Raw genomic sequence first — 17119 nt, 5'->3', positions numbered from 1 at the left:
AATCTAACTTGTTTGTTGGGACTTTGTAGGTCATAATCACTATCATGCTTAGGTATATATATTACTCACTTTTATTAATTTGGCCTTTTTTTAAATTACAGGCCCAATCAGAGGAGCATACTGTGCCAACATTTGCTCGAGTAAAGGCCAACCAGATTCTGCTTCGGTGGGAACCCTCTACAGAACCCCTTTGGACTGCTGGTATTCGAAATGGCTATCACGTAGAACGCAGAGTGGTGTTTCGTGACAATGCTCCAGTAACGGGCAGCCAATTTACACGACTAACTACTCAACCTGTTCTTCCTGCTAATATATCAACTTGGACACCTTATTTGAAACCAGATAGTGCACAACACCAAGTATTGTACAGATTAGTAACTGGGAAAGATACAGCTGCAGTGGGAGCCGACAGCGCTAATCTGATTCGACCAAGCGAAGAACCAGATTCTTACCGTCGATTTGTCTTTGGCTTGTTAGCCGCCAGCCAAAGTTACTCAGCGGCCCGTTTGGCTGCACTAGGGTATGTCGATGCATCCGTACAAACGAACGAACGTTACGAATATCGGGTGGTTCTGGCAGCTCCTCCGGCAGGCCAGTCTGTAAGCTATCCACCGACAGCACCTATCGGGCTGGCTGATTATACTCCTTTGCCACCGCCTATGAAACCTAAACTAACGTTTGAGCGGTACTATGCAGACCTGAAGTGGCTGCATGATACTCTTCAGTCACCACCTTACGTTAGCTATTGGATCGAACGGTCATTGGATGGTAACCGTTTCACCCGTGTCAACAACCGCCCCTTTATCTCTCTCAATGGATCCACAAACTTGTACACTTATAGAGATCCTGTCCCTAAAGGCCGGAAAACCTATTACTACCGAATTATTGGAAAAACGCCCTTTGACGAACTTAATGGTTCACCTGTTGCTATTGGACAATCAAAGGACACAATGGTGTTTGCTCCGCGCATTAAGAACCTACGATTACAACCCGACAACAAGGTTTATATGAGTTGGCAGTTTCCTGGTGATACGACACTGAGTCGATCGAGCCAGGGTGGTGCTGATTCGCTATTAAAGAGTTTCTTTATCAGTGTAGCTGCTACCCCTTCAGCGAAACCTGTTACAGTTAAATACAATATCAGTGCAAAAGATACACTGGCCTACATTGATAATTATACAGGTAAAGTACCAGGAGGCTCAACGCTATACTTTACCGTCGGAGCCGTACGGCAGGATGGGGACACACTGTTGTCAGCCTCGCTGTTCGTTGAACCCTTGGATACCATTGCTCCAGCTAAACCTACTGGCCTAAAAGGTCGTATCGATATGAATGGGCAAGTCTATTTAAGCTGGCAACCTAACGAGGAATCTGACTTGCTAGGTTATAAAGTATTCAGAAGTCAGCGGCAAGGAGAGGAAGTATCGGCCATCTCGGATACCACACTCTTAGCCCGTTCTGAGTTTGCCGATCATATTGTGCTAAATAGTCTTAATCCTAGCCTTATTTATCAAGTGAAGGCATTGGATACTCGTTATAACACGTCAGATTTTTCATTACCTCTAGTCTTACTTAAACCCGATATTGTTCAACCGGCTTCCCCTCTATTTATAAAAGATACATTACAGGGTGGGCAGTTAGTATTGAATTGGGCGCGTAGTTCATCTTCGGACGTAGTGCGCCAGTTGTTGCTTCGGCGTGAAACAGATGTGACTCCCTGGCAACTAATAGCAACGCTCGCTACTACCCAATCGACGTACGCTGATGCTGGTGTTCAACCCGCAAAGAGTTACCGCTATCTGCTGCTAGCTCAAGATGCGGCTGGCATGTATTCAGATTCGACTGCTATTCGTCGAATTGAAGTACCGGCATCCCAAGGGGCAAGCCGTCCTGTGCTAACGGCTTTCAATGCTCAGCCTGACGCCAATGTGCCTGGTATACGCTTAAGCTGGAGTTATAATGGAACTGATGTGAGCGAATACCAACTTTATCGTTCAACTGGTTCCCAGTCATATGGATTATGGAAAATGGTTTCTGGACTTGAGTCATCGGTCGACGATGATGAAGCCCTAAAAAGCGGCACGTATCGCTACAAAATTCAGGCTGTATTCAAAGATGGCAGTGTTTCAAATTGGCAATCAACTTCTGCAACATTAAGTAGTTCCAGTAGTCAGACGCCTACTGCATCAGCGTATGCACAACGTACATTGGATGCTCAACAAGCTTCCGTTGGAAAACCTTTTACGTATACGGTGCCTGACTTAGTCTTTGCTGATCCAGCTAACACCGGACTTACTGTAACTATTCTACCTCAAGGCCTACCAGAAGGTCTAACAGTTGCTGGAAAGACACTTTCAGGATCACCCAACCAAGCTGGAACTTATACTGTGACTGTTCAAGGTCGTCAACCTAATGGCTATCTAGTTGCAACAACTTTCCCCTTAACGGTCAACGAATTACCCACTTCTATTGCAAGTGTACCTAATCTTACCGTAACAGTAGGTCAATCGTTTAGTTATACCGTACCCAATTGGGTATTTAGTAGCGTAGCTGGACAAGCTCCCCAAGTATCTATTCTGTCTACGAGTTTACCTAGTGGTGTAATCGCCAACGGTACGACCCTGCAAGGCACGTTAAACAGCCCAGGTCCTCATACGATTACCGCTCAAGCCCAGAACGCTCAGGGTGGAACAGCCTCTGTCAGCTGGCTATTAATCGGTAACCAGCCTCCACAAATACAAACTACGGTTAATCCGATAAGCGTTTTGACCGGCCAAGTTTTATCCTGGACAATACCATCAAACACGTTCCGAGATGTAGACGGCCAACTCGTTGACGTTCGAATTCGTGCAATGGGTTTACCTCAAGGTTTATCCGCCCGTCAGAATCAATTGATTGGCGTACCAACGACCACAGGTGTTTATACGCTGACCTTGATTGCTACTGATAACGGCGCAGCATCTACTGAAACAACAGTACAACTACAGGTTACACAAGCTGCTAATCAGCCACCTCAAGTAACAATGACTCCACCTCAAGTTGAGGGATTAGTAGGAGATAGTCTGGTGTATACGCTTCCTGAAGGACTATTTTTTGATCCTGATGGACGTATAAGTACGATAACGCTGACCGGAACCTTGCCAGCGGGTGTAACTCGTTCTGGCCTCACTCTAAGAGGTATACCTACACAAAAAGGTACTTATACCTTAACCGCTACAGCCACTGATGATCGGGGGAGTTCAATAAGTAGTCAGATTATACTGGGAATTAATGGTTTAACGGCACCGCCTGTTTCGATTATGTTAGCTGGTTCAACAACGATCTGTAGCGGAATGACTACTGGCTTGCTGGCAACAGGATGTAATGGCACTATTGCATGGAGCAACGGGGCAACAGGAAACACCGTACAGGTAAGTCCTACGGTTACCACAACCTACAGTGCAACTTGTTCTGTCAGCAATACAATAGCCGCCAATACGGTAATAGTCACCGTCGATCCCCCCTTCTCGGCTAGCATTACGGGTAATCTGGTAGTCTGCACCGGTCAGTCAACGACGCTGACGGCCAGCAGTGCCAGCAGCTATCGCTGGAGTACCGGTGCCACCACCGCTTCCATCAGCACCAGCCTGACGGGGACCTACAGCCTGACGGCTACCAACGCCAATGGCTGCTGGGCAACCACCACCGCCACTGTCATCAGCGGTAGCCAGCCCGGCACGGCATCCATCACGGCCAGCCCCAGCCTGAGCCTGTGTGCGGGCCAAACCCTCACCCTGACGGCCAGCAATGGCAGCGGATACCAGTGGAGCAACGGGGCCACCAGCCAAGCCATCAGTGTCACGGCTGCCGGTACCTACACCGTCAGCGTCAGCACCGGCAGCAGCTGCCCCGCCCTGGCCTCGGTCACGGTCATCTCGGCTGGTCGAGTCGCCGACGAGCTGTCCTCGCCGGTGGCAGGCCTGTCCTTCCGCTACTATCAGCAGGCTTTCTCCAACGCCGATGTCGATGCCATGACGGGGCAGACCCCTACGGCTCAGGGCACGGTAGCCAACTTCAACCTCAACGCCCAGGCTAACCACCCGGCTGATAACTATGGCTACGAGTTTGTGGGCTATGTGCAGGTGACCACGCCGGGTGAGTACACCTTCTACACCGACAGCGATGATGGCAGCAAGCTATGGATCGGTTCGCAGTTGTTGGTTGACAACAACTACGTGCATGCGAGCCGGACGGTGAGTGGTCAGCTGTGTTTGGGTGTGGGGTATCACGCCATCCGGGTGCGGTTCACCCAAGCTTACGAGGGGGCGGTACTGAACGTGAGCTGGCAGGGGCCAGACTTTGCCAAGCAGCCCATCCCCGATAACAAACTCTTCCGTAATAACTGTCCTAGTCCTAGTATTACGGGTAATCTGGTAGTCTGCACCGGTCAGTCAACGACGCTGACGGCCAGTAGTGCCAGCAGCTATCGCTGGAGTACCGGTGCCACCACCGCTTCCATCAGCACCAGCCTGACGGGGACCTACAGCCTGACGGCTACCAACGCCAATGGCTGCTGGGCAACCACCACCGCCACTGTCATCAGCGGTAGCCAGCCCGGCACGGCATCCATCACGGCCAGCCCCAGCCTGAGCCTGTGTGCGGGCCAAACCCTCACCCTGACGGCCAGCAATGGCAGCGGATACCAGTGGAGCAACGGGGCCACCAGCCAAGCCATCAGTGTCACGGCTGCCGGTACCTACACCGTCAGCGTCAGCACCGGCAGCAGCTGCCCCGCCCTGGCCTCGGTCACGGTCATCTCGGCTGGTCGAGTCGCCGACGAGCTGTCCTCGCCGGTGGCAGGCCTGTCCTTCCGCTACTATCAGCAGGCTTTCTCCAACGCCGATGTCGATGCCATGACGGGGCAGACCCCTACGGCTCAGGGCACGGTAGCCAACTTCAACCTCAACGCCCAGGCTAACCACCCGGCTGATAACTATGGCTACGAGTTTGTGGGCTATGTGCAGGTGACCACGCCGGGTGAGTACACCTTCTACACCGACAGCGATGATGGCAGCAAGCTATGGATCGGTTCGCAGTTGTTGGTTGACAACAACTACGTGCATGCGAGCCGGACGGTGAGTGGTCAGCTGTGTTTGGGTGTGGGGTATCACGCCATCCGGGTGCGGTTCACCCAAGCTTACGAGGGGGCGGTACTGAACGTGAGCTGGCAGGGGCCAGACTTTGCCAAGCAGCCCATCCCCGATAACAAACTCTTCCGTTAATAAGTCTCGCTACAATCAGTGACGCAGAACCAACATCTCAAATTTAGCATCCAGCCAGCCGGGTATTAAATTTGAGATGTTGGTTCTGCGTCGGTTGAAGATTGGGCTGGTTGGGGACTCTGTCTTCAAACAGTGCAGAATTTGGACACCTTCAGGGGTCAATAAGAATTAAAAATACGCAGATAGGCTTTCGTTCTTATTTGTAGTTAATAAGCAATGTTCTAATAATCAGTTACTTTATTTGCTGAAATTGGTAAATAGCGGCTACTTATTTGATAAAGATGCTTATTCATAAACCGCATGCTACTCATGATAAAATCAGTATCGATGAAGATGGGCCTCCATCAAGGCGCACGGGCTATATTGATCAATGCTCCTGCCGATGCAGTTCAAGCCATTGATCCTTCTGGTCTTCAGCTCGAAACCGAACTTATTGGCGATTTTGATTACATACACCTGTTTGTCGTCAGTCAGCTTGAACTGCACAAGCAACTCCCAGCGGTAAAGAATCAGTTAAAGCCGACAGGCACGATCTGGGTTTCGTGGCCCAAGGGTGGTCAGAAAGGAACTGATCTGGCGCTACCAGCCGTGATTAAAATAGCCTATGATTACGGCTTTGTTGAAAGCAAATGTCTACGCGTAAACAACATTTGGTCGGCCTTGAAATTAACCTGGCCCAAAGCGGGTAAGGTATATAACAACAAGTACGGCAAACTCAATCTGTGAGCTAGTCATCTAGTATTTGGTTGTATCAATCTGTATTCTTACACGCACACAGCGCGCTACTTCGAAATAGTTAACAGTATGATAATACAGCCAGTGAGTAGTTAGATCACGAAAGTCTGCTTGTTATGTAGGTTAACAGCTGTTCGTATGAATACCTTCCCTGCATGTCAACAACGCCTTTGTCAACAACTGCTGCCTTTGCTGTTTATACTGTTGTTCAGCATGTGCAAAAAAGAAGTCTCCCCCGAAAATCCGTCAGGGGTTGGCGATGTGTATACCGTAGTGGATCAACCACCAACTCCGCAGGGTGGACAAGCCGGACTGGCCGATTATTTGATGAAAAATCTGCGTTATCCTGCCCAGGCGCAACGCGCTAACCTACAAGGCACTGTAGTAGTCGGGTTTGTGGTAACAAGTGATGGTCATATTGCTGACGTACAAATCAAACAAAGTGTTGGCGGGGGCTGCGATGAGGAAGCAATGCGCGTTGTCAAAGCAATGCCCGATTGGACACCGGGTCAACTTAAGGGGAAGCCTGTTAACGTGCAAACCAGCCTACCAATTTCGTTTACTTTACTGTAGCAGTTGAGTGTAATCTAGTCTTTACTAATGTTTTAGCGTATACCTCACAGCACGTAAGCTGTTGGTCAATTGATTCCTGTTTTTATTAACACGCATCCGCCATGAAAAAAGTATTCCTGTTTGTCGTTGCTTTGATAACGGTTCTCTCCTGTGTGCAAAATGACACGCAAGTTGTTAGCCCCGCCGTTACGGCTGAAGATCCTGACTGGATCAAACTGGAAATTCCTACTGGCCGGGAAGCGTATGCCATTGCTGGCGATATCGACAAAACACTGCTGGTAACGACCTGGACGAAGGCGTATTTTTCGACGGATCGGGGAAAAACATGGAAGGAATCAAAAGATTTTCAGGGGAGAATACCGGGTTTGTTGGTCCGAAATGATACCACTTTTGCCTTACACACGAGCAAATTCAATCAGCAGGGAGTTCTGTTGGGGGCCTGGGATGCACTTTACTTTTCGGCTGATTATGGAAAAACCTGGCAGTACTATTTGCAGCATTACAAACACTACCTGGACGATATCAAACCAATCGGCTGGGTTCAATCCGGTACAGGCACCGTTTACACGATTCAGTCGCATAGTACGCCGACCGCTCCCGGTTCAACCACCGCTTATGTTAATCCATCCGAGATCAAGAAACAGGATGCGTCGGGTGAGCACACCGTCCGCTTTCCGTTCAACCATCAGTTGATCAATTTACACCTTGATTCCCAGAACCGTCTTTACGTAGCGGCTTCGGGGGGAAGCTACCAAGCGGAGAAAAACAACTTTTACTGCTGCACCGATACTATGCCAGCGGTTGTTTATGTATCGAAACGACCGCTGCCTTAGCGCCAATGGAGGAGCGTTGTGTTTACGGGCCAATGCTTTCTACTAGGTAAACTTGTTGGGGACTTAATGACAACGTCCAGCTTCATGATGAGTGGCTGGACGTTGTGGCGTTACTCTACAGTTGGGCGGTCTTCTCCTCGGTCTCATTCGCTATCTGAGCGAGTTCCTGTGCACTCGCATCGTCCAGCTTATTTTTCTTGGACTTCTTGCCTGGCTTGCCTTCTTTACCGCTTTGATCCTGTTCGTCCTTTACCTGGTGGTAGAGAGCTTTTACCAAGATTTCGACCTGAGCCAGCTTATCCTCTACTTTGGCCTGAGCCTGAGCGGACTTCTTCACCTTTTTGCGCAGACTTTTTACTTCGTCAAGTAGTTCTTCAATTCGTTTTGTTTTCATCAGTTGACTGGATCAGTACTTTTTTACTTTGTTTTGCTTGATCGCTTTTCAGAATTTGCCGGGAGAATAACCCCGCCCTGCCTTTTCGCTTACCGCTTAGCTAAGTAGTCTTGGTTGTTGTAAGAACACAGGATAACCGGCAGCCGACGTACGACATTGCAACAGATTAAAGTGACCAAGGGAAACAATTGTTTATCGACTCTCCTGAACGGTCTGACGACGTATAAGGACTGCTAAGCGGCAACAGGATCGAAAAGAACAATGATTAATTAGTGGGACAGTTAATAGAAAATGGAGCTATATCGCTTAGCCAACTAGCATACTGGACGCATGGGTGATCCTTATCAAAGCAAATAACTTATAGACACAAACCCACTCACTCGATTAGTTAGTCCATTTTAGGTTCCGGCTAGTTAGGCTACTTGAAAACATTAATCCTAGACAAGCGCATGAAAAAGGGAATCATTCTGGGTGCTTTATTGGTGATAGCGACCGTAAAAGGTCAGGCACAATCTACGGCCTCGGGTAGCAGCAACACGGGCAACACCACAGTGGGCTCTACGCCTGCTCAAAACGGTTCAACGGGCGGTACTGTCTCGCCGTCGAGCAAGGGTAGTTCAATGAGCCAGGGTGGCTCGAAAAGCAACGGTAGAAAAGTAAAAACGACCAGCAAAACGACCCGCAGCCGTTCCTATTCCTCATCGGGCCGTTAAGTTACTTTGATAGCAACGAGTATCAGTCTACGGATGTCCACCTTTAAGACTCAAGCGAGTAGCCTGGGCTTAAAGGTGGATCTGTACGGTTGCATCATCTTAACCGAAACCGCTTTGTTCAAAAAATACGCGGCTGCTCAGGGAAATAAATATGGTAACTCCCTGCTTTCAGTGCGTTAACCGTCAAAGCAGCACCTGGGAAACCGTGAATTCTATCTTACACGTTGGACAGTATACCGACTGATTGTAGTTCGCTATCGGTGTGTAAGCCTCTACCGCTTTAAAGCTTTGATCGGGTAAACACATTTCTTTATGGCAATCCGGACACGAGGCATACGCATGACCGTCATTGTTTTCCGTGTCCCAGTAAGCAAGCACTGTTTTCATTAGACGTTTCTGATGCTGACTGCAAGAAACAACACGTTCGGTTATCTAAAATTAAACAAGCGTTAACTTGAGAAGGCTCGTTGGCTCGCCTTATGTCATCATCAGTCATCTCTGAGATAGGCATAATCGAAAACGCCATGCATCATTAGAATGCGGATCTTCTAGTGAGCGAACCCGTTGGCTCAGTTTATGGGGATTTATCTCTATCGGCTAAACCTGCTTTATAAACAGCGGCTTAGGGTAAGACAACATAAATCTGCAATTCTATGCAAGCTCAACACACGCTGAACGCCATGGAGCTCGATAAGCTTCGGGACAAGATCAAGGATATCCGCATCGCTATGCTTACCACCCAGGAGGTAGACGGCGATTTTCATGCCCGCCCCATGGCTACGCACCAAATGGATGAGGACGGTACCATGTGGTTTTTTACCTACGACAACTCTAATAAAGTGGCCGAGATCCGCAATAATGAGCGAATCGCCCTTGGCTTTTCGGATCCGGGTTCCGAGGTTTATGTATCGACTTCAGGCTATGCCGAGGTAGTCAAAGACCAGGCGAAAATAAACGAATTGTGGAGTGATTTTCTGAAAACCTGGTTTCCTAACGGCAAAGATGATCCGAATATCGCTTTGCTGAAAGTGACCACTCATGCCGGTGAATACTGGGATCGGCCAGGAGGCAAGATGGTTAAGCTTTTCGAGATGGCAAAAGGGGCCATCACCGGGGCGGCTGACAAGACGGGTCGTAACGAGAAGTTTGGAGACGAACCCCGATAAAGTAATTAAATGGTAACGTAAAAGCGTCCGGCTTAACTAAGTCGGGCGCTTTTTTTATGCGCTATTGACGCTGGCTTCTAAGCCATCTGAAGGCTGTCCTTTATCAAAATGGGTGCTTCTGTTGATTCGTGAAACCTAGTTGTAACGTCGGTTCCTGATCCAAACCAGGCCACTGAGTTCTGTAGTTACGATCTGAATTTTCGTTCCGCAGAACTTGTATGTATCAAGCTATGTTGCTCCGATGCGATTTAGATCACCGACGTTCGTCTTGTCACGTACCTACCAACATGTTATTAATCGAAACTAAAGATGGCTCCACACCCGACTGGCATTTTGTTAGTGAAGGAGTCGAAAAATGGCAATTGCGCGCGCAGCCGGGCGAAAAGCGCGTATTGATTCGTATAGGTGCCGGCAAGCAATACCCCGTTCACAGCCACTCCGTACCCGATGAGGTATTTGTTGTGGAGGGAGTGTACGTAGACCCTCAGGTAGAAGGAGGGAAGTCGTTTGGGCCCGGTTCGTATTTATACTACCCGGTCGGTACCGAACATCAGGCAAGTAGTCCCAGCGGCTGCACGATCCTGGTCTGGAACGCCAATCGTTAACCATTCGCTTTACCTGTGCCGGGCTCACCGGTAGGAAAACAGTTGCGGGATTTAAAGCATAATACTCCTTACAAGAAGCACGGTAGAGCTCATCGTGCTTCTTGTCTTTCAAGATAAGCTGTTGGTCAGAGCTCATCTCTGGCTTTCATTACCGTAAACCGTTCGGAAAAACGTGTCTACCTTATGCTGGTCTTCCGGGAAATTATAGACCTTTGTAATTTTTCCGTCTTCGATCTTCCAGAGAAGGCAGGACATCGTCTTAAGATTGACCACGCCGTCCAGTGAACTCCAGTTCTGGTGACAATCAATCACATACTGATCGTTGACGCCCATAACAATCGGACTGGCCTGAAAAGCCGCCTTGCCCAGTTGCGCAAAATAAGCCATCACGGCAGCAATACCGGTTTTGGTGCCACTCAGAGGATGGTCGCCGGGAATATGCCATTGGATAGCCGGTGACAGAATGGTTTCGATAGTCGCCTGATCGTTGGTTGCGTAGGCCTGGAAAAAGCGGTGGACAAGGTCGAGATTGGGATGCGAGATCATGGAAAAAATAGACTGGTGAACCTGCTCGCAAAGCTACCGGGTGCTATATTGGAAAAATTACGCAGAAAGGACTACTTTTTATTCGTATCGGCCATGACTAGACAACAGATAAGCTGTGCATCGCTTATCGACTCGACCCGCACGTCTTTCGTTATTTTTCATCAACAGCTAGGCTGTTTTCAATCCGACTGGCATGGGCACGCGTGGGGCCAATTGGTCTACGCTGAGCAAGGGTGCATTCACCTGAACGGCCAGGGCAAGCAGATACTCATTCCCAGTGGGTATGGCGTCTGGATTCCCGTTGATACCCATCACGAAATCTGGTCGGATAGTCCGCAGCTGCATATGCGGTCACTGTGCTTCCCGGTAGCCCGTAACAAAGAACCGCTGACTGATCTAATTTCCGTATTTCCCATCACCGTTCTACTGCGCGAAATGATTCGGCACACCGAAAAATGGAGCCAGGAGCAACAGGACGATTCACAGGTCACTACGTTCTTGCGGGCGATCCAGGATTTATTACCGGCTGAAATTGAAAAAGCTGTACCGGTCTATCTGCCTTCGACTACTCACGCCAGACTAGAATCCGTTCTTAAATACGTACAGGAGCATTTGTCCGAACAAATCAATTTTGGGGAGTTAGCCCGTGAGTTTGGGTTTTCGGTGCGCACGCTCAGCCGACTATTTACGCAACAACTGGGTATTTCCTTTTCGAGCTACTGCAAAATAGCCCGGGTGATCAGAGCCCTGGAGTTGATTGAAATGGGTAGCGAAAACGTGTCGCAGTTAGCTATGGATGTGGGCTACGAGAGTCTGGCTACGTTCAGTACTAACTTTCTGGAAATTTGCGGACAACGTCCTTTTCAGTTTATCCGGGGAAAAAGACGCTGACCAGTTTACTGGTTACACAATTAGCAACGGGCATATTGCAGTGACAGCCCTAGCGCGTTGGCGACAAACTGGTTTGACGATGCAGATCGCCTAGCAAAGAAATAGTAAGTAAAGCATAGCCAACGATCAGAACGAGGGCCAAATACCGAATGTAGACTGGCCAGCTGAATGTTCCTGCCAGGTATACGTTCCAGAAAGTGCTAAGTGAATAGCGAGGGTAGCCTTCCAGAAGAAAACGGACCGTCTCGGTAACCGGATTAAAGAAGATAAAAGACAGGGCTAGAACAGGCAAAAAAATCAACTTGTAGCCAAGGATAGACCGCCAGTTACTCTCGACCTGTTCAATCCCAAACCAGCGATGGGCCTGATTGAGCAGCCATACAACGATGAGGGCTGTCATTGCTTCAGGAATAAGTAAGCTCCGCAGTACGAGCCACAGGTAAGGTAAAACACCACCCACATAGTGCATTTTGAGCAAATTGATTGGGTACGATGCTAGCCAGCTAACCAACTCCGAAAACAAAAACACAACCAGCATAACCGCTACACCAGTAGTAGGTTTTAGATAGCTGCGCGAAAGTCGAATAGCTCTCATAGTGGTGCGATCAATCCATATAGCGAGTTGCTATGATGCTGAAAGTTAGCACAATCGAATGAAGTTCCTTAACAAAGTAATTAATCGGCGTATCACGAGAAGTGGTTTAGTGGTGTTTATTTCTTCCGTACGCGTGTTGACAAGGGTAGATGTAGCGAATTGCTGAGTAAATTTTCTGTCCAGAGAATACACGACGTAAAAAGGTTACGTTGAGCAGTGCGTAGATTGCCTCTGTCGAGTGGCAATCCAGGTGGGATTGTCCGTAACGCGTATTCGCTAAAAACCAATGGATCAATCAAAAGCAGTGATCAAACAAGTCTGGCCTTATCAGCAGGATAGCCTGAATTTGCCGGTAAGCGACCTTGAATCTGCCCTTTCTTTTTACGAAGAAACGCTTGGATTTCGGCTTGCAGAACGAACCGACATGCCACACAAGTCGGCTACCCTAACCAGGGATGGAATTTTGATTGGTCTGGCCGAAAACGGCGGTGACCCCGCGCAGGATGGTTGTTTCTTTGAGGTTGACGATGTAGCCAAAGCATTTACCGAGTTAAAGACCAACGGATTGCTTATTGACCGGCCTCAATTTACCTTCCAACAACACGGTGATGTCAGTTGGAAGGTTTTTTTTGTCGTAGCTCCCGACGGTCTTTGCTACTGCTATGGCGAACGCCAGTAGTTGTAGCCAAACGCCATAAGCCTTTTTAATGGGTTGCCACAATACTGGGATAATCAGTTGATGTTGCTGTCGGTTCAATGGACGACACTGAAACAATCAGCGTAGCGACGGCCTGCTTCGAATTCTCGTCGATCATGATCACCCAGTCGGTAGCCTGGACGTGGTGCGTTTTGTGGCCAATCGGGTCATGAACGACGGGGTCAGCGGCATTAGGCTTGCTCAGGGTGATGTTGATCGCATCGCCCGCTTTAAAGGTCGGTACAAAGCTAAAATAGCCATCCGCCACGATAGTACCCCGTTCGCCTTCAGCGGCTGGCTGGTAAAAAATCACTTTTAAATTCTCTGACTCTTGGCTCATGATGACTTGGCTGAATTAGTAAACCAAGTCTTTAACTGGCATAACCTACTAAATGTTAAGTATGGGGTTCGAACGAACCTAGGCTACCTTGGGTGAATATATAGAGCGGACAGATGTACTAGTTATCAAGGGTGATTAGCTCCGGCTGGTGAGTCCAGCCGGCAGCAAAGATTGAGTCGGTCTGATGAATCAGCTCACGAATGGCGTCCTGGGTTGGATCATCGCAGTAGCCGATCTCACGCACGTAGTACATGAACTCGGAGGAAGGCAGTTTTCCCGTGTAAAGGGTGTACTTACTGGCAACGAGCATACCGCATCTATACGCTTTCTGCTGGCGTTGAAGCTCCCGTTTGGTTCGGTGCCTTTGCCACTCGTCCCACCAGAACCAGAGGCAAAAGCTAAGGGTACAGACGCAAAACAGAAACCGAAGAACAGCAACAAGATTACTCATGGTGTGGATGATTAGGAATCGGTCTCTAAATAAGCGTGGGCCGATCAGACACCCCAAGACTGTTTTAGTTAACGTAATGCACAAGGCTCGCCTTTTGATTATTAGGTGACAGTCTCGGATTTTGACCATCTCAATTCAAGATAATTGCCCCATTCCGACACCGTGCCCGTTCAGGCTAGTCTAACCTGGATGGGATCGAAGCCGTAGCGGTTAAAACGCGCATATACTGTTCCTTTCGAATACCTTTGTCTGTGACGAATGGAAAAAACAATTGCGTCACCTCGACTTTGTTATAGAACTTATCCAATTATGGATTGTGTATATTCTATAGTATATTTGAGATACATTGCGTGTAGGGCTCCCTGTTTTCATGAATCAATCGAACTTTTGGCTTCTGGCTTTCCGGCAAGTAACATGGGCTGTGCTAGTCAGTGCGGTTCTTTTTTTTCTCCAGCTAAATTGGGGCTGTCAGTCTTCGGACAAACGGTTCCGAATTGGGTTTTCCCAACGCACGCTTACCGATACCTGGCGCAAATCCATGCTGGCGAGCATGAACCAGGAGCTTTCGTTTCATCCGGATGTTGAGTTCATTGTCAAAGATGCTCAGGGACAGAGTAATACGCAGATCCAGCAGATTCAGGAATTGCTTGACCAGCGGGTAGACCTGCTGATTGTATCGCCTAATGCCGCCCAGCCCATCACCCCCGTTGTCGAGCGAGCTTACCAACTGGGTATTCCCGTTATTGTGCTGGACCGACGTACGGCTTCGGATCAGTATACGGCCTATGTAGGAGCCGACAACGTGGAGGTTGGCCGCACCGCCGGTCAGTATGCCAATGCCCTGCTGAAAGGAAGCGGTAACGTCATCGAGATTGGCGAGTCGCCGGGATCGTCGGCGGATATCGACCGGCACCGGGGGTTTTCCCAGATTCTGAAAGCGCATCCGGGCCTGCGATTAATCAAGAAACTGGAAGGGGATTGGGATCGGCGCTCGTTTGCGGACGAACTGACGCAGTTGATTCAGAAGACGCCCAACGTACAGCTTATTTTCGCCCAAAATGACCGTACGGCGCTCAAAGCGCACCAGGTTTGTCAGCAACTGGGGATCGGCCAGCGGATCAAGATTATCGGCGTTGATGGCTTACCCGGAAAAAATGAAGGTATCGATCTGGTGGATCGGGGCATTCTGGACGCTACCGTGCTGTATCCGACCGGCGGTAAGGAAGCCATTCGCACCGCCCTCGCGATTTTGGAAAAGCAACCTTTTCGGCGCGAAAACCGCCTGCTGACCACGCTGGTTGATTCAACGAATGTTCGCATCATGAAACTTCAGAACGAGAAGGTGATCGAACAGCAGACCGATATTGACCGGCAGAACCGGAATCTTGAAAACCTGACCAAAACGTACACCTCGCAGCAGAACACCCTGTACATTACGTTTGCCTGCCTGATCGTGGTTCTGTTGCTTGGGGGCTGGGCGCTGTATCTGTTCCGCTCCAAACAGGCGGCTTACCTGACCCTGGAAAAGCAGAACGAAGAGATTCGGAACCAAAAAAATCAGATCGAAGCGATGTCGCAGCAGGCCCGGCAGGCTACGGAAGAAAAGCTGCGTTTCTACTCCTACATTTCCCACGAATTTAACACGCCCCTCAGCCTGATCCTGATCCCGACGGAAGATCTACTGGCGAAGAAACAAGTGGGGGGGCACGAACTGCGTAACAATTTGTCGTTGGTACAGAAAAATGCCTACCGGCTGCTGAGACTGGTGGATCAGATGCTGGACCTACGCAAAACGGATGCGGGTAAGCAGCGATTGCAGGCATCTGAACAGGATTTGATTGCTTTCGTGCGGGATATCATCGGCGACTTTCAGCGGAAGGCCGAGCGGCAACGCATTGACCTGCAACTGCTGACGAGCTATCCAAAACTGCCTGTCTGGATCGATACTGAAAAACTTGATAAGGTGCTGTTCAACCTGCTGTCCAACGCCTTCAAGTACACACCAAAGGGTGGGCTGATTCACGTCCGCATCGACGTGGTCGCCGGGCAAGCGCGCATTCAGGTGATTGACAACGGGGAGGGGATGACCCCGGATGAAAAGCACCATGCGTTCGATTTATTCTACAGCGGTAGCCAGCCGTTTAACCTGGCGAAAGGCATTGGTCTGGCCATGTCGCAGGAGTTTATCCAACTGCACCGAGGTGATATTGACGTAGTATCGGAAAAAGGTCGGGGAACGACGTTTACCATTCTGTTGCCGCTGGGTAGCGAACACCTGGATGAGACCGAGCGTACAGGCCTTGTGAGTCGGTATCGCCCGTTTATCGAAGCGGAGGTAGCCACCGAAGAACCGCCAATGCCGCTGTCGGCTGGCCGCTCTGCCGGAACGCTGCTAATTATCGAGGATAACGACGATCTACGCACGTTTCTGGTGAATCGGCTGGGCGCCGAATTTGATGTCATTGCCGAAACCACTGCCGAAGCGGGCTGGGAGCGTATTCTGGAAACGATTCCCGACCTTATTCTGAGCGATATCATGCTGCCCGGCATGGACGGGATGCAGCTGACGCAGCGTATCAAAACCGACTGGCGAACATCCCACATTCCGGTGGTGCTGCTGACGGCTAAGAACCAGATGGAGCAGCAAATCGAAGGTACCCGCGCCGGGGCCGACCTTTACCTGACCAAACCGTTTAATTCGACCTACCTGCTGGAAACGCTCCGTACTACGCTGGCGAACCGCCGGAAACAGCAGCAACGTTTCGCGACCGATTCGCTGCCGTCGGGGGAGAATAAGCAGGACCGTAAATTCCTGAATGATCTGACGGCCCTGATCGAAAAAAATATCGGTGATTCGACATTCGGTGTCGAGAAACTAAGTCGCGAGATGGGCGTTTCGCGCGTGCAGCTGTACCGCAAAGTGCAGGCGCTGCTCGACAAGAATGTAATGGATTATCTAACCGAAATCCGGCTGAAAAAAGCCAAGCAACTGTTGCGCGACAGTGCGAAAACGATGTCGGAAATTGCCGAGCAGACCGGCTTCAGCTCCCCCACGTATTTCACAACCTTCTTCAAACAGCATACGGGTAAGACCCCTTCCGAGTACCGCCGGTCGCAGGTGAACGCGTAGCCGATCAAATAGGCGAGAGTAGAGCAGGTGCGGTATAATTTCGGCGGTATCAAAATCGAAAATCCTTGTAACAATACTGAAAGGCATTAGTTTGATTGATTAGATAAATAGCTGATTTACAGTGAGTCTGTATTTGAACTAATTTCGAATCTATTTGAACAAATATCGGAGCGTGCTTCCGTGACTCAT

17 protein-coding genes are annotated in these 17119 nt (G+C 49.4%); 11 read left to right on the top strand and 6 right to left on the bottom strand.

Annotated elements, in window-relative coordinates:
- Nucleotides 1–398 precede the first annotated feature (398 nt).
- The 4 genes from M0L20_RS22190 to M0L20_RS22175 all read left to right on the top strand — a co-directional run bounded on the left by M0L20_RS22190 (nt 399) and on the right by M0L20_RS22175 (nt 7402).
- The gene (locus M0L20_RS22190) at nt 399–5261 is read left to right on the top strand and encodes a PA14 domain-containing protein (protein WP_248479099.1); all 4863 of its coding nucleotides are present in this window, start codon (nt 399–401) and stop codon (nt 5259–5261) included.
- 309 nt (nt 5262–5570) lie between these two features.
- Nucleotides 5571–5987: a hypothetical protein gene (locus tag M0L20_RS22185; RefSeq protein ID WP_248479098.1), complete on the top strand. Its 417-nt coding sequence runs from the start codon at nt 5571–5573 to the stop codon at nt 5985–5987.
- A gap of 147 nt (nt 5988–6134) precedes the next feature.
- Nucleotides 6135–6569 (top strand): energy transducer TonB, encoded by a 435-nt coding sequence (locus M0L20_RS22180; protein ID WP_232558779.1) that lies wholly within the window; start codon nt 6135–6137, stop codon nt 6567–6569.
- A 101-nt stretch (nt 6570–6670) separates the two neighbouring features.
- Nucleotides 6671–7402, top strand: coding sequence for a hypothetical protein (locus M0L20_RS22175; protein ID WP_248479097.1), 732 nt, complete (start codon nt 6671–6673; stop codon nt 7400–7402).
- A gap of 115 nt (nt 7403–7517) precedes the next feature.
- Here M0L20_RS22175 and M0L20_RS22170 read toward each other — a convergent pair whose 3' ends face one another.
- Nucleotides 7518–7796 carry a hypothetical protein gene (locus M0L20_RS22170; protein ID WP_232558777.1) on the bottom strand — a complete coding sequence of 93 codons (279 nt, stop codon included), beginning with the start codon at nt 7794–7796 and terminating at the stop codon, nt 7518–7520.
- 449 nt (nt 7797–8245) lie between these two features.
- Between M0L20_RS22170 and M0L20_RS22165 the strand changes: the two genes are divergently transcribed.
- Both M0L20_RS22165 and M0L20_RS22160 read left to right on the top strand, forming a co-directional pair.
- Nucleotides 8246–8509 (top strand): hypothetical protein, encoded by a 264-nt coding sequence (locus tag M0L20_RS22165; RefSeq protein ID WP_248479096.1) that lies wholly within the window; start codon nt 8246–8248, stop codon nt 8507–8509.
- Nucleotides 8510–8542: 33 nt separating this feature from the next.
- Entirely contained in the window at nt 8543–8689 is a 147-nt protein-coding gene (locus M0L20_RS22160) for a hypothetical protein (protein ID WP_248479095.1), read from the top strand.
- Nucleotides 8690–8692: 3 nt separating this feature from the next.
- On the opposite strand, the gene M0L20_RS22155 is transcribed toward M0L20_RS22160, so the two are convergent.
- A complete protein-coding gene (locus M0L20_RS22155; protein WP_248479094.1) occupies nt 8693–8896 on the bottom strand; it encodes a hypothetical protein in 204 nt (67 codons plus the stop codon).
- 266 nt (nt 8897–9162) lie between these two features.
- Between M0L20_RS22155 and M0L20_RS22150 the strand changes: the two genes are divergently transcribed.
- Together M0L20_RS22150 and M0L20_RS22145 are read left to right on the top strand one after the other, a co-directional pair.
- Nucleotides 9163–9675, top strand: a complete 513-nt coding sequence (locus M0L20_RS22150) for a pyridoxamine 5'-phosphate oxidase family protein (protein ID WP_232558774.1) — start codon at nt 9163–9165, stop codon at nt 9673–9675.
- 287 nt (nt 9676–9962) lie between these two features.
- Nucleotides 9963–10280: a cupin domain-containing protein gene (locus M0L20_RS22145; RefSeq protein ID WP_248479092.1), complete on the top strand. Its 318-nt coding sequence runs from the start codon at nt 9963–9965 to the stop codon at nt 10278–10280.
- Nucleotides 10281–10412: 132 nt separating this feature from the next.
- Here the strand turns inward: M0L20_RS22145 and M0L20_RS22140 are convergent, their stop codons facing one another.
- Nucleotides 10413–10826, bottom strand: coding sequence for a nuclear transport factor 2 family protein (locus tag M0L20_RS22140; protein WP_248479091.1), 414 nt, complete (start codon nt 10824–10826; stop codon nt 10413–10415).
- Between the two features lie 93 nt (nt 10827–10919).
- Here M0L20_RS22140 and M0L20_RS22135 point away from each other — a divergent pair, with 93 nt between their 5' ends.
- Nucleotides 10920–11717: an AraC family transcriptional regulator gene (locus M0L20_RS22135; RefSeq protein ID WP_248479090.1), complete on the top strand. Its 798-nt coding sequence runs from the start codon at nt 10920–10922 to the stop codon at nt 11715–11717.
- A gap of 49 nt (nt 11718–11766) precedes the next feature.
- Here the strand turns inward: M0L20_RS22135 and M0L20_RS22130 are convergent, their stop codons facing one another.
- Nucleotides 11767–12312 carry a hypothetical protein gene (locus M0L20_RS22130; RefSeq protein ID WP_248479089.1) on the bottom strand — a complete coding sequence of 182 codons (546 nt, stop codon included), beginning with the start codon at nt 12310–12312 and terminating at the stop codon, nt 11767–11769.
- A gap of 286 nt (nt 12313–12598) precedes the next feature.
- On the opposite strand from M0L20_RS22130, the gene M0L20_RS22125 reads away from it, so the two are divergent.
- Nucleotides 12599–12991 (top strand): VOC family protein, encoded by a 393-nt coding sequence (locus tag M0L20_RS22125; RefSeq protein WP_248479088.1) that lies wholly within the window; start codon nt 12599–12601, stop codon nt 12989–12991.
- Between the two features lie 25 nt (nt 12992–13016).
- Here the strand turns inward: M0L20_RS22125 and M0L20_RS22120 are convergent, their stop codons facing one another.
- Together M0L20_RS22120 and M0L20_RS22115 are read right to left on the bottom strand one after the other, a co-directional pair.
- Nucleotides 13017–13349, bottom strand: a complete 333-nt coding sequence (locus M0L20_RS22120; RefSeq protein WP_232558768.1) for a hypothetical protein — start codon at nt 13347–13349, stop codon at nt 13017–13019.
- 118 nt (nt 13350–13467) lie between these two features.
- On the bottom strand, nt 13468–13800 hold the full coding sequence (locus M0L20_RS22115; protein WP_248479087.1) for a hypothetical protein: 333 nt from the start codon (nt 13798–13800) through the stop codon (nt 13468–13470).
- A 370-nt stretch (nt 13801–14170) separates the two neighbouring features.
- On the opposite strand from M0L20_RS22115, the gene M0L20_RS22110 reads away from it, so the two are divergent.
- The gene (locus tag M0L20_RS22110) at nt 14171–16930 is read left to right on the top strand and encodes a substrate-binding domain-containing protein (protein WP_248479086.1); all 2760 of its coding nucleotides are present in this window, start codon (nt 14171–14173) and stop codon (nt 16928–16930) included.
- The last annotated feature ends 189 nt before the right edge of the window (nt 16931–17119 follow it).

The sequence above is a fragment of the Spirosoma liriopis genome, from assembly GCF_023196085.1.
In the GTDB taxonomy this organism is placed as follows: Bacteria; Bacteroidota; Bacteroidia; order Cytophagales; family Spirosomataceae; genus Spirosoma; species Spirosoma oryzicola.
The sequence above is the reverse complement of the archived record's forward strand: the minus strand, read 5'-3'. Positions and strand labels throughout refer to the sequence as shown.

What these genes read in the sequence shown, in the direction of transcription:
- M0L20_RS22185 (WP_248479098.1), top strand. Translation starts at nt 5,571, where the DNA reads ATGATAAAATCAGTATCGATGAAGATGGGCCTCCATCAAGGCGCACGG.
- M0L20_RS22180 (WP_232558779.1), top strand. Translation starts at nt 6,135, where the DNA reads ATGAATACCTTCCCTGCATGTCAACAACGCCTTTGTCAACAACTGCTG.
- M0L20_RS22175 (WP_248479097.1), top strand. Translation starts at nt 6,671, where the DNA reads ATGAAAAAAGTATTCCTGTTTGTCGTTGCTTTGATAACGGTTCTCTCC.
- M0L20_RS22170 (WP_232558777.1), bottom strand. Translation starts at nt 7,796, where the DNA reads ATGAAAACAAAACGAATTGAAGAACTACTTGACGAAGTAAAAAGTCTG.
- M0L20_RS22165 (WP_248479096.1), top strand. Translation starts at nt 8,246, where the DNA reads ATGAAAAAGGGAATCATTCTGGGTGCTTTATTGGTGATAGCGACCGTA.
- M0L20_RS22160 (WP_248479095.1), top strand. Translation starts at nt 8,543, where the DNA reads ATGTCCACCTTTAAGACTCAAGCGAGTAGCCTGGGCTTAAAGGTGGAT.
- M0L20_RS22155 (WP_248479094.1), bottom strand. Translation starts at nt 8,896, where the DNA reads ATGAAAACAGTGCTTGCTTACTGGGACACGGAAAACAATGACGGTCAT.
- M0L20_RS22150 (WP_232558774.1), top strand. Translation starts at nt 9,163, where the DNA reads ATGCAAGCTCAACACACGCTGAACGCCATGGAGCTCGATAAGCTTCGG.
- M0L20_RS22145 (WP_248479092.1), top strand. Translation starts at nt 9,963, where the DNA reads ATGTTATTAATCGAAACTAAAGATGGCTCCACACCCGACTGGCATTTT.
- M0L20_RS22140 (WP_248479091.1), bottom strand. Translation starts at nt 10,826, where the DNA reads ATGATCTCGCATCCCAATCTCGACCTTGTCCACCGCTTTTTCCAGGCC.
- M0L20_RS22135 (WP_248479090.1), top strand. Translation starts at nt 10,920, where the DNA reads ATGACTAGACAACAGATAAGCTGTGCATCGCTTATCGACTCGACCCGC.
- M0L20_RS22130 (WP_248479089.1), bottom strand. Translation starts at nt 12,312, where the DNA reads ATGAGAGCTATTCGACTTTCGCGCAGCTATCTAAAACCTACTACTGGT.
- M0L20_RS22125 (WP_248479088.1), top strand. Translation starts at nt 12,599, where the DNA reads ATGGATCAATCAAAAGCAGTGATCAAACAAGTCTGGCCTTATCAGCAG.
- M0L20_RS22120 (WP_232558768.1), bottom strand. Translation starts at nt 13,349, where the DNA reads ATGAGCCAAGAGTCAGAGAATTTAAAAGTGATTTTTTACCAGCCAGCC.
- M0L20_RS22115 (WP_248479087.1), bottom strand. Translation starts at nt 13,800, where the DNA reads ATGAGTAATCTTGTTGCTGTTCTTCGGTTTCTGTTTTGCGTCTGTACC.
- M0L20_RS22110 (WP_248479086.1), top strand. Translation starts at nt 14,171, where the DNA reads ATGAATCAATCGAACTTTTGGCTTCTGGCTTTCCGGCAAGTAACATGG.